The 12,738-nt window shown below is 59.2% G+C and carries 8 protein-coding genes; 3 read left to right on the forward strand and 5 right to left on the reverse strand.

What is annotated here, in order from left to right; all coding sequences use genetic code 11:
- Positions 1 to 13: 13 nt before the first annotated feature.
- Positions 14 to 1,066, forward strand: coding sequence for an ABC transporter ATP-binding protein (locus COA55_RS04435; protein ID WP_290500793.1), 1,053 nt, complete (start codon positions 14 to 16; stop codon positions 1,064 to 1,066).
- A 151-nt stretch (positions 1,067 to 1,217) separates the two neighbouring features.
- Here COA55_RS04435 and COA55_RS04440 read toward each other — a convergent pair whose 3' ends face one another.
- The 5 genes from COA55_RS04440 to COA55_RS04460 all read right to left on the reverse strand — a co-directional run bounded on the left by COA55_RS04440 (position 1,218) and on the right by COA55_RS04460 (position 7,733).
- Positions 1,218 to 2,321 carry a GGDEF domain-containing protein gene (locus tag COA55_RS04440; protein WP_290500794.1) on the reverse strand — a complete coding sequence of 368 codons (1,104 nt, stop codon included), beginning with the start codon at positions 2,319 to 2,321 and terminating at the stop codon, positions 1,218 to 1,220.
- Complete coding sequence (locus COA55_RS04445) at positions 2,318 to 3,421, reverse strand: GGDEF domain-containing protein (protein WP_063520138.1); 1,104 nt, start codon at positions 3,419 to 3,421, stop codon at positions 2,318 to 2,320. The genes COA55_RS04440 and COA55_RS04445 overlap by 4 nt, the downstream gene beginning before the upstream one ends.
- 190 nt (positions 3,422 to 3,611) lie before the next feature.
- A complete protein-coding gene (gene glpK / locus COA55_RS04450; RefSeq protein ID WP_290500795.1) occupies positions 3,612 to 5,111 on the reverse strand; it encodes a glycerol kinase GlpK in 1,500 nt (499 codons plus the stop codon).
- Positions 5,112 to 5,345: 234 nt separating this feature from the next.
- On the reverse strand, positions 5,346 to 6,965 hold the full coding sequence (locus COA55_RS04455) for an ATP-binding protein (protein ID WP_290500796.1): 1,620 nt from the start codon (positions 6,963 to 6,965) through the stop codon (positions 5,346 to 5,348).
- A 45-nt stretch (positions 6,966 to 7,010) separates the two neighbouring features.
- A complete protein-coding gene (locus COA55_RS04460; RefSeq protein ID WP_007149065.1) occupies positions 7,011 to 7,733 on the reverse strand; it encodes a response regulator in 723 nt (240 codons plus the stop codon).
- A 667-nt stretch (positions 7,734 to 8,400) separates the two neighbouring features.
- On the opposite strand from COA55_RS04460, the gene COA55_RS04465 reads away from it, so the two are divergent.
- Both COA55_RS04465 and COA55_RS04470 read left to right on the forward strand, forming a co-directional pair.
- The gene (locus COA55_RS04465) at positions 8,401 to 11,289 is read left to right on the forward strand and encodes a ribonucleoside-diphosphate reductase subunit alpha (RefSeq protein WP_290500797.1); all 2,889 of its coding nucleotides are present in this window, start codon (positions 8,401 to 8,403) and stop codon (positions 11,287 to 11,289) included.
- 138 nt (positions 11,290 to 11,427) lie between these two features.
- Positions 11,428 to 12,720: a ribonucleotide-diphosphate reductase subunit beta gene (locus tag COA55_RS04470; RefSeq protein WP_290500798.1), complete on the forward strand. Its 1,293-nt coding sequence runs from the start codon at positions 11,428 to 11,430 to the stop codon at positions 12,718 to 12,720.
- The last annotated feature ends 18 nt before the right edge of the window (positions 12,721 to 12,738 follow it).

Raw genomic sequence — 12,738 nt, forward strand, 5'->3', positions numbered from 1 at the left:
GGAGCGCATGATCATGAACGCCCCCCTACTGCGCCTTGAGAATCTGGCCTGCGGATATCACCAGCAAACCGTCGTAAAAGATTTGAACCTGGAACTGGCGGCCGGTGAAATTGCCTGCCTGCTGGGCCCCAGCGGCTGTGGCAAGACCACCACATTGCGGGCCATCGCCGGGCTGGAACCGGTGACCGCCGGCGCCATCAGCATTCAGGGCAAACAAGTCTCCGGCCCCCACCGTCAGCTTCCTCCCAACCAGCGCGGCCTGGGCATGGTATTCCAGGAACATGCCCTGTTTCCTCATCTCACCGTGGCAAACAACGTGGCTTTCGGCCTGCGGCAGCAAAGCCGGGAGGAACGCGAAGAGCGGGTACACGCGAGCCTGCAACGGGTACGGCTCAGCGGCCTGGAGCAACGCTACCCCCACGAACTCTCCGGCGGCCAACAGCAGCGTGTGGCGCTGGCCCGGGCGCTGGCCCCCCAGCCCGCCCTGCTACTGCTGGACGAGCCTTTTTCCAGCCTGGACCTGGACCTGCGGCGGGCGCTGGCCCAGGAACTGGGAGACATCCTGCGTCAGGAAAAGGTCACCACCCTGCTGGTCACCCACGACCAGGAAGAAGCTTTTGCGCTGGCCGACCGAATCGGCGTCATGCAACAGGGCCACCTGGAGCAATGGGATACGCCCTATAACATTTACCACGCGCCGGCGAACCGGTTCGTGGCAGAGTTCGCCGGTTACGGCACCTTTTTGCGTGGCACCGTACGCGATGGCAACACCGTCCACACCAGCCTCGGCGATGTCAGCGGTCGCAGCCATGCACCGCTAAAACCTGGCACGGAAGTAGAAGTACTACTCCGCCCGGAAGACGTGATTGCCGACGAATCCGCCCCCCTGGCACTGCCCGTCACCCGACGCCAGTTCACCGGCGCCAACATCCTCTACCATCTGCGCGTCGACGCCAGCGAAACCCTGCTCTGCCAGACCGACAGCCACACCAATGTGGTGGAAGGCGACAACCTGCATGTACGCCTGGGCACCAAGCATTTGGTCACTTTTTCAGTTGACCGTTGATAGTGGACAGTTGACAGCTACGCGACAAAGAGCAGGACGGATTTGAAACGCAAGAGGCCACGCCCAACATTTGAGCGCGGCCTCTTTGCTTTAATAAACAGATGGACTCGTCCGCGACGCTGTCAACTGTCCACTATCAACTGTCAACTTTTCATGCCACCTGGCTCTGGTCCCGCCCCCCGGACTTGGCCTTGTACAAACCCTGATCGGCCCGGTTAAGCAGCTCATCGACACTTTCGCCGTCCCGATAATCCGCCACGCCCACGGACAGGCTGACAGTGGCCGGGCCGCCCTGGGCATCGAAACGCTGTTCACGCCAACGCTGGCGTAGACGTTCAGCCACCAGCAGGGCGCCGTGGGCATCACTTTGCGGCAACACCAGCAGGAATTCCTCGCCTCCCAGGCGACCAAAAAAATCACCGTCACGCATGCCCGATAACGCCAGCTCGGAAAACTGGCGCAGTATCCGGTCCCCCCAGTCATGACCGTGCCGGTCGTTGATTTTCTTGAAGTGATCCAGGTCCACATAGCAGACCGCAAACGGCACCCCTTTACGACCGGCCAGCGCCCGCTGGCGCTCCAGAATATCCAGCAAATGGCGGCGGTTGAACAGGCCGGTTAAATCATCACGGATGGCCATTTCCCGCACCTTTTCCACCGCATTGGCCAGGTCCCGGTTCTTGTCTGCCAACGCATTACGCAGGCGGTTCACGCCCCCACCGGTGACAGCAAAACTGACCGAGATCATGGCAAATACCAGCCACTGCAACAGCTCCACCGACAGGCTCAGCTGCACCCAGCGATCCATCAACGCCAGCCACAGCATCAGCGCATAGGCTGCACTGGCCAGAAACGCCACGGCAATCATCACCTTGCCACTGAGCCGGAACGACACCATCAGCAAGGCGGCAAAGAACAGGGTCACCACGCTGAGTCGAAACTCATCCACGTAATAGCCCGACACCATGAACACCCCAATAAAATACAGAATCAACGGCAGCGACAAACTTGGCTCACGCAGATTCAAGGTAATGCCGGTTGCCATCAGCAGCTGGTAAGCCAACAGAGAAATCCAGACCAGCGACACCAGCACCAATGCTTCCGGCAGCGCGATATGCATATAGCCCAGTTGAAAATAGACGACACAAAGCAAGGTATGCATGGCCATGATCGCCATGGCCGAACGGCTATGGCGTTGCATCAGGCGCTTTTCACTCAACGTCAGTTTTTCTGCCTGATGAAGGTCCTGATTCATTCCGTCTCCCCGACAATCAATCTATCGCGGCCGGTTTCCTTGGCCCGGTACAGCGCCTGGTCCGCCCGCTTGATCAACTGCGCAGGCGTTTCGCCAGGATTCAGCATCGCCAGCCCCCCGGAAACCGTGACCGCCAACCCGGGAGCGTCCTTGAAACGCTGGCTGCGCATGCCCAGCAGAATACCCTCCACCAGATTGCGCGCTTCCTCCGGATCACTCACCGGCAACACCAGCATAAATTCTTCCCCGCCCAGACGGGCGGCGAAATCCTGATTGGTCAGGTGGCGCCGTGTCACATCCGCAAAACGCTGCAACACCAGGTCGCCCATGCCATGGCCATACTGATCGTTGGTTTTCTTGAAATGATCCAGGTCCAGATACACCACACCCAGTTGATACGCGCCACGGGCAGACTGCCCACACGCCTTGCTCAGCAGCTCCATGGCATGGCGACGGCGGTAGAACCCGGTCAGCTCGTCTTTTACCGCCATGTCGTGAATACGCTCAACAATTTCCGCCAGCTGCTGATTACGCTTACCCAACTGGAACCGAATGGTGGAAATCTCCGACGCCACCAGCATGGCGGCCAGTACCATGGCACTGAACAGGCCCCACTGAATCCACTCGCCCTGCACGTCCACCACTTCCGGCCAGTAAACACAAACCACCCCCAGCACGAGCGCATACCCCAGCACGCAATACCCTGCCAGAGCCATGAACTGCCGGAGCGAGGCCTGCAACACCCCCATCTGGACGATGGCGAAGAAAATCAACATGACACACAGACGCACCTGATCGACGACCAGGGCAGTGACCAATAACCCGGTGGTTGACCACACCATCAGCGGCATGATCATGGAAGGTTCGGAAAGCCGGCGGTTCAGGCCCACCAGCATAAACAAGACAAACAGGATATGGCCGGCCCAGAGGGCAGCAAAAAGGGAGTAGAACAGGGCCTCCCCACCGCGGAAAAAGTCCAGCTGCAAAGCAATCCAGCAGAGCAGTGTATGGGCACTGCCGCCCGCCAGGATGGCAAAGAGCACCCGGCGTAATCGCTGCGACTGCAAGGCCACAGGGTGGAACGTTAACGTTTGATCCATGCCGGATTTCCCGATTTGGTGCGATCATCCCCACTATCGATCGCACCAACTAGTAGCATAATAGTATTATTGTTGAACCAATAGTAATACCAAATGCCTACTCCGTCACAGTTTGGCCATCCCCTAAACGGAACCGCTCATCGTTGTAAAACGGATTTTACCGCACCGAACCTTCTGATTTTTATGCACTTTAGCGGCTTGATGAATCCGGGGAGGACTGGCAGACCCGGGCCACCGCATCCCGCCAACCCTGGTAGCGTTTCTGACGCTCCGCCTCGTCCAGCGCCGGGGAAAACTCCCGCTCACAACGCCACTGCTCGGCCACGGACTCCAGCGATGTATACAAGCCCACCCCCAGACCCGCCAGATAGGCCGCTCCCAGGGCGGTGGTTTCGGTGACCACCGGCCGATCCACACAGACGCCCAGCACATCCGACAGGGTCTGGCTCAGCCAGTTGTTCACCACCATTCCGCCATCCACCCGCAGAGTGGTGGGCCGAGTGCCACAGTCCGCTGCCATGGCATCCAGCAGATCCCGGGATTGGTAGCACACCGCTTCCAACCCTGCGGTTACCACTTCGGCAATACCCGTGTCGCGGGTCAGGCCCAGCAACGCGCCCCGTGCATGGGGGTCCCACCAGGGCGCCCCCAAGCCGGTAAAGGCCGGCACCAGATACACGCCACCGGCGGAACCGGCACGGCGGGCCAGCGCTTCGGTTTCACTGGCATCACGAATCAGGTTGAGGCCATCACGCAGCCACTGGATCGCCGCACCCGCCACAAAAATGGAGCCTTCCAGGGCATAGGTGGTCTTGCCGTTCAGGCGGTAGCCCACGGTGGTCAATAACCGGTTATGGGATTCCACTGCCTCGCCGGTATTCATGACCATGAAGCAGCCGGTGCCATAGGTGCTTTTCACCATCCCCGGAGAAAAACAGGCCTGGCCGACCAGAGCCGCCTGCTGGTCCCCGGCAATACCCGCCACCGGCACGGCCGCGCCCAACAATTCCGGGCAGGTGGTACCAAAGTCGGCGGCACTGTCTCGCACATCCGGCAGCACTGAAGCCGGCACATTGAACAAGGCCAGCAGCTCCTCATCCCAGCATTGTTCATGAATATTGAACAACAGCGTCCGCGAGGCATTGGTGGCATCGGTGGCGTGCACCTTGCCGCGGGTCAACTGCCACAGCAGCCAGCTATCAATGGTGCCAAATGCCAACTCACCGGCCTCAGCACGCTGGCGGGCACCCGCCACGTTATCCAGTAACCAGGCCAGCTTGGTGGCCGAAAAGTAAGGATCCAACAGCAGGCCCGTCTTGCTGCGCACCCAGCTTTCATGCCCCTGATCCCTTAGCCTTTCACAGGTGGCGGCTGTACGGCGATCCTGCCAGACAATGGCTTTGGCCAGCGGATCCCCGGTTTCCCGGTCCCACAGCACGGAGGTTTCGCGCTGGTTGGTGATACCGATAGCGGCCAGTTGCTGTGCCTCCACCCGGGCATTGCGCAAGGCTTGCTGGCACATCGCCAGGGTGTCATTCCAGATCTCCATGGCATCGTGTTCCACCCAGCCATCCTGGGGAAAATGCTGGCGAAACTCTTTCTGCGCCTGCCCACAGGCACGGCCACTGGCATCAAAAACGATGGCGCGGGAACTGGTGGTGCCCTGGTCGATGGATAGGATGTAAGACATGACTCGGCTAATCCTGTTATCAGTATTGGTGGCTGGATCAGGCAGACGTCCCGGAGGGCGTCGGGAGACGCATTTTAAATGAAGGTCCGATGACAGATTGCACGATAACGGACAACCTTATAGACCTTATCGGCTATATATCGCCTGGCACCGGGTGCCTGACGCACAGCTCGCGCACTGCAGCCGGGTTCGATTACGGTTTTCGATATCGTCCGGTATCTGGTGCCCGGCGCACTATCCGCTCATCCGACCCAGCACATGCTGGCCTTGCTGGCTCTTGGGCAAGCTTACGGTAAACCGGGCTCCGCCTTCCGGGCTTTCTTCCACGCGAATCTCTCCGCCGTGCCAGTCCACAATCCGCTTCACGATGGACAGCCCCAAACCATACCCGCCGCTGGCCCGGTGACGACTTTTATCCAGCCGGGCAAAGGGTTTGAACACCCGCTCGCGCTCATGCTCCGGAATACCCGGACCATCATCGTCCACATGGATCACCACCAGATCCTCGCTCTCCTCCACCCGCATGACGATACGTGCTTTCGCGTAGCGCAGGGCATTGGTCACCAGGTTCTGCAACACCCGGTGCAGGTAACGCTCTTCCGCTTCCACTTCCAGGGTCGGGTACGGATTGATCACGGTGATGACCGTTTCATCGCGGATGGTTTCCAGCTCATCGCGCAGTTGCTCGCACAACTCGCCAATCACCACCGGCTGGAATTCGATATTGGGTGTGCCCTGCTCCAGACGAGCATAGGTCAAAATTTCGTCGATCAACTGATCCAGCTGCTCGATGTCCAGATCCATGGCATTGAGCTTTTCCCGGCGCAGCTCCGCCGATTCGATATCCGCCAGCATCTCCAGGCCAAAACGCAGACGCGCCACCGGAGTGCGAAGTTCATGGCTCACCGCCCGGGTCATCTCCCGCTGGGATTCGATCAACCGGCGAATGTGCGCCGTCATGCCATTAAAGGTGGCGGCCACCTGGCCGATGGCGTCGCTGCCTTCAATATTGGCGTAGGCGCCCAGATCACCACTGCCAAGTTGGCTCACGGCATTGTCGAGCTGCTTGAGCCGGCGTTGCAACGGACTCACCTGCAGGTAGGTTGCCAATGCCACCGCCAACAGGCTAGTCGCCCCGGCAATGATCAACAGCTCAATGGGGAATTGGTCAAACAGGCTTAGCGGACCAATCACCAACAGCTTGCCGGTCTGCGCCACCGGAGCGTAAATACGAATACTGGAATCACGGCGGGTACTGTCATCCAGGGCGATGACCACCTCGCGGCGGTTGAGTCGCTGCTCCTGCTCGCCATCCAGGGAGACGTCATTACGCTGAACCAGTGTCAGCGGGTAACCAAACTGATGCTGCAGGTCCGCCAGCGCCGGAGCCCACTCGGATTCCTGAAAATGCGATAAATGATTCAGAATCAACACTGCCGTGGCCCGCGCCTGTTGCTCGGACACTTTGGTCATACGTGTGTTGATATAGGCATCTTCGTCGGGGATCTGGAACAGAATGTCGGCGTAGCCTTCATCGTCGTTCAGACGCATGACCACCAGGCCGTCTTCCAGGTGCAGCTTCTCCCGGTAGCCCAGCGCCAGTTCCTCGCGGGATTTCAGGGATATCTCGGCACTGAACAGCTTGCTGAGTACCTGGCTCCAGCGATCGCGATCCCCGGCTTCATAGCGCTGGTAGCCTTCCGCCATAAGGAAAAAGGTACCGCGGGCCATTTTTTCCCGGTACAGATCAGATCGGTAGCTGTTCACCAGCTCCACGGCACCATAGGTGATGGCGCCGATGAAACACAGCGCCAGCAACAAGCCCCCGTAGAGCCTCAGGAAAATACTATTCAAACGTCACCCAGCGTCATCCCTGCGCCGCGACGGCCACAACAGCCGTTATGCCGCACCGATTTCCTTGACGAACAGATAGCCCTTGGAACGCACCGTCTTGATGCGCTTGGGATTTTCCGGGTCGTCCCCCACTTTCGGGCGAATCCGGGAAATACGCACATCAATAGAGCGGTCCTGGCCGTCATATTGAATGCCACGCAGTTTCTCGAAAATCGTCTCCCGCGAGAGCACCGTGCCCGCATTGGACGCCAGCAACCAAAGCAGGTCGTATTCGGCGCTGGTCAGGTCCACCGACTCACCCGCGAGGGTCACTTCCCGCGCCGAGTTGTCGATCACCAGGGCACCAAATTCCAGGCGGGCCGGTGAGTTGTCACGTTCGCTGTCGGTTTCCACCCGGCGCAACAAGGCGCGAATCCGTGCCAGCAACACGCGGGGTTTCACCGGTTTGGCCACGTAGTCATCCGCGCCCATTTCCAGCCCCAGCACCTGATCCATGTCATCCGTACGAGCGGTCAGCATGAGGATGGGATTCTTATAGGCACTGCGCACTTCACGACATACCGTCAGGCCGTCGGCCCCGGGCAGCATCAGATCCAGTACCACCAGATCGGGCTGTTCCGCACGGATGCGACGAATGGCTTCTTCGCCGTCGCTCACTACCGTGACATCCAGGCCGTTGCTTTGCAGATATTCACAGGTTAAATCGGCAAGACGCTCGTCGTCTTCTACGATCATGATGGCTGGCGGGTTATCCTGCACCGTTGTCATCCCGTCCTTATCCTTTTGAATTTGTATCGTTATTGTCGTTTTGTTTCAGCGCCAACCCGGCGAACTGTAACAAACGTATCCCTATCGGATGTTTATACGCATACACGCTGTGCACGGCAACCTCTCGGCCTGTTCATCGTACAAACAACCGCCATACCCCGCTTTTGCGTGGGGCCCACGGTCCCTTGACACAGAACAGCCTGTGACCGTTTTTCCCCATTGACAAACACTATATCTAGTGTGCGCCTGCACAGAAAAAAAGCACTCGCAATGCACCCACATCGCCCCACAGGTTATCCACAAGATTTCCCCAGGCGAAGTGCTTGCAAAAAAGCGGGGGCAACTATAACTTGTACTGAACTCAGGCGCCGACCCCAAGATGTTGGGTTTTTGTAAAACGGACGCCGCCCCAGGACAAAACAGTCTACAGCGTGGAAAAGTGCAATCGCATCAGCGATTTAGCCTTTTACCGACAAGAAGGGGAAAGAATAACGTCATGGATAAGACACAATATATTGTGGTTCGCGCGCTCGCGATACCACCATGCACCACCCACGACACGATTTAACACGCCATGGCCCTGGGTCGTGGCGTTTTGCGTGGTGAAGCTGCCACGCCCACAACACACAAAACAGACAGCGAAAGCACAAACAACGGAGAGGGCACCATGCAGACGGATATGAGCCAAAACCCACAGAACGCCGGCTCCCCTGCCAGCGACAGCAACGACCAGGATCAAAGTATTGCCAGCACCGCCCCCGGCCAGCTGCGCGTGATCAAGCGTAATGGCAAGGTAGTGAGCTACGATGACGACAAGATTACCGTCGCCATCAGCAAGGCATTCCTGGCTGTGGAAGGCGGCACCGCCGCTGCATCGTCCCGCATCCATGAAACCGTGGCGCGCCTCACCGAGCAGGTCAGCGCCACCTTCAAGCGTCGCATGCCTTCCGGTGGCACCATCCACATCGAAGAAATCCAGGACCAGGTCGAACTGGCCCTGATGCGCAACGGCGAACAGAAAGTCGCCCGTGACTATGTACTGTACCGTGAACAGCAGGCCTCCAAACGCGCCGCCGAACACAGCAGCGACCTGCCCGCCCCCACCCACCAGGTGGATATGTCTGTCACCATGGAAGACGGCAGCAAGGCCCCGCTGGACATGGCCCGCCTTGAGCACCTGATTCGTGCGGCCTGCTCCGGCCTGAGCGATGTCAACGCCGACAAGATCATCACCGAAACCGTAAAAAACCTGTACGACGGGGTGTCTATCCACGACGTGAACACCTCCATGGTGATCACCGCCCGTACCATGATCGAGGTGGAGCCGAATTACTCCCAGGTCACCGCCCGCCTGCTGATGGACAAGATTCGCGCCGAAGCCCTGCAGTTCCTGAATGTGGCCGAGCGCGCCAGCCACGATGAAATGAACGCCCTTTACGGTGAAGCGCTGAAAGCCTACATCGGCAAAGGCATCGAGCTGGAACTGCTGTCTCCGCAACTGGCCGAGTACGACCTGGACAAGCTGGGCGCCGCCCTGGATGGCAACCGCGACCTGCAGTTCTCCTACCTGGGCCTGCAAACCCTGTACGACCGCTACTTCATCCACCACAACGACACCCGCATCGAGCTGCCCCAGTGCTTCTTCATGCGCGTGGCCATGGGCCTGGCCGTGGAAGAAGACAACCGCGAAGCCCGCGCCATCGAGTTCTACAACCTGCTCTCCAGCTTCGACTACATGAGCTCCACGCCGACCCTGTTCAACGCCGGCACCCTGCGCCCGCAGCTGTCCAGCTGCTACCTGACCACCGTGCCCGACGACCTGCACGGCATTTACGGCGCCATCCAGGACAACGCCATGCTGTCCAAATTTGCCGGCGGCCTGGGTAACGACTGGACCCCGGTGCGGGCACTGGGCGCCTACATCAAGGGCACCAATGGTCGCTCCCAGGGTGTCGTCCCCTTCCTGAAAGTGGTCAACGATACCGCCGTGGCCGTTAACCAGGGTGGCAAGCGCAAAGGCGCCGTCTGTGCCTACCTGGAAACCTGGCACATGGACATCGAGGAATTCCTGGAGCTGCGCAAAAACACCGGTGACGACCGCCGTCGTACCCACGACATGAACAGCGCCAACTGGATTCCCGATCTGTTCATGAAGCGCGTGATCAACGAAGAAGACTGGACCTTGTTCAGCCCCAACGACACCCCGGACCTGCACGACCTGTACGGCGAAGCGTTCGAGAAGGCATACCTGGAATACGAAGCCAAAACCCGCAGTGGCGAACTGAAACTGTTCAAGCGTCTGCCCGCCATCAACCTGTGGCGCAAGATGCTCTCCATGCTGTTTGAAACAGGCCACCCCTGGTTCACCTTCAAGGATCCGTGCAACCTGCGCAGCCCGCAGCAGCACGTGGGCGTGGTGCACTCCTCCAACCTGTGCACCGAGATCACCCTGAACACCAACCAGGACGAGATCGCCGTCTGCAACCTGGGTTCCGTGAACCTGGCCCAGCACGTGGACGAAAACGGCCTGGATATCGAGAAGCTGCAAGGCACCATCAACACCGCCGTGCGCATGCTCGATAACGTGATCGACATCAACTACTACAGCGTGCCCCAGGCGGAGCGTTCCAACATGAAGCACCGCCCGGTGGGCCTGGGCATCATGGGCTTCCAGGACGCCCTGTATAAGCAAGGCATCAGCTACGCCTCCGAAGGCGCCGTACAGTTTGCCGACAACTCCATGGAAGCGGTGAGCTACTACGCCATCCAGGCCTCCGCCAAACTGGCGCAAGAGCGCGGCGCCTACCAGACCTTCGACGGTTCCCTGTGGAGCCAGGGTGTACTGCCCATCGACTCCATCGAGATCCTGGTCAAACAGCGTGGCGAGGACTACTGCAAGGTCGATCGCAGCCAGACCCTGGATTGGGACAGCGTGCGCGCCATGGCCAAGAAAGGCATGCGTAACTCCAACGTGATGGCCATCGCACCCACCGCGACCATCGCCAACATCACCGGGGTCTCCCAGTCCATCGAACCCACGTACCAGAACCTGTACGTGAAATCGAACCTGTCCGGCGAGTTCACCGTGGTCAACCCGTACCTGGTCAGCGCCTTGAAAGAGCGCGGCCTGTGGGACAACGTGATGGTCAACGACCTGAAATACTACGATGGCTCCGCACAGCCCATCGAACGGATTCCGGCGGACCTGAAAGAACAGTTCCGCACCGCCTTTGAAGTGGAGCCGCGCTGGTTGGTGGAAGCCGCAAGCCGTCGCCAGAAATGGATCGACCAGGCTCAATCCCTGAACCTGTACATCGCCGAAGCGAACGGCAAGAAGCTGGACGTGACCTACAAGATGGCCTGGTTGCTGGGACTGAAAACCACCTACTACCTGCGCGCCATCGGCGCCACGCAGACCGAAAAGTCCACCATCAACGATGGCAAGCTGAACCGGGTTTCCTCCAAGGTGGAAGAGCCAGCCGCAGAATTCGGCCAGGCCGCCGACGTACCCCAGGCCTGCTCCATCGATGATCCGGATTGCGAAGCCTGCCAATAAACGCCGGACGCCAGATGCCGGACGCTCAACGCACGCCTTTCTTCAAGCGTCCGGCGTCAGGCATCCAGCATCAGGCCACTTAAAGAATGCACCACCGGTGACGCCATCGCGCCACCCTTGAAAGAATGGAGAGAACACATGCTGAGCTGGGACGAATTTAATGCGCAAGAGACGCCTGTCGCCAAACCGCAGCCCGCAACCGCAACGCCGCCGCAATCTGAGACGGTATCTGACCAAGCGGCACCTGAAGCTAAAGCACCGGGAGCGGGAAGTTCTGCGGATGATGGAATCGAGCAACAGCGACGAGACAACACCGCCGCAGCCCGAGCCGCTTCAGAAGCGGTAGCCCGCGCCCAGGCCGCCGTGGCCAAGATGGACATCGAGGAAGGCCTTGCCGAACTGGAAGGCACCGCCGGCCGAGTGGAAGTTGACGACAAGCGCATGATCAACTGCCGCGCCGACCTGAACCAGCTGGTCCCGTTCAAATACGATTGGGCTTGGCAGAAATACCTGGATGGCTGCGCCAACCACTGGATGCCCCAGGAAGTGAACATGAACGCCGACCTGGCGTTGTGGAAAAAAACCGACGGCCTCACCGACGACGAGCGTCGCATCGTCAAACGCAACCTGGGCTTCTTTTCCACCGCCGATTCCCTGGTCGCCAACAACCTGGTGCTGGCCATCTACCGCCTGATCACCAACCCGGAATGCCGCCAGTACATCCTGCGCCAGTCCTTTGAAGAAGCCATTCACACCCACGCCTACCAGTACTGCATCGAATCACTGGGCATGGACGAAGGCGAAATCTTCAACATGTACCAGGAGATCCCCTCCGTCGCCAAGAAAGCGCAATGGGGCATCCAGTACACCCGCGACCTGTCCGACCCGGAATTCAAAACCGGCACCGTGGAAACCGACAAGGCCTTGCTGGAAAACCTGATCGCGTTCTACTGCGTACTGGAAGGCATCTTCTTCTACTGTGGCTTCACCCAGATCCTGTCCATGGGTCGCCGCAACAAGATGACCGGCGTCGCCGAGCAGTTCCAGTACATCCTGCGTGACGAATCCATGCACGTGAACTTCGGTGTCGACGTAATCAACCAGATCAAACTGGAAAATCCACACCTGTGGGATCAGGCCATGCGCGACAAGGCCACCCAGATGATCCTGGAAGGCACCGAGCTGGAAATCCAGTACGCCCGTGACACCATGCCACGCGGCGTACTCGGCATGAACGCCGCCATGATGGAAGAGTACCTGCAGTTCATCGCCAACCGCCGTCTCGCCCAGCTGGGCCTGCCGGAACAGTTCAAAGGCGTGAACAACCCGTTCCCGTGGATGAGCGAAATCATGGACCTGCGCAAGGAGAAAAACTTCTTCGAAACCCGGGTTACCGAATACCAGGTGGGCGGCGCCCTTTCCTGGGAATAACGAAAAAAGGGCGCTTCG

This window comes from Alcanivorax sp., assembly GCF_002733835.1.
Classification (GTDB): domain Bacteria; phylum Pseudomonadota; class Gammaproteobacteria; order Pseudomonadales; family Alcanivoracaceae; genus Alcanivorax.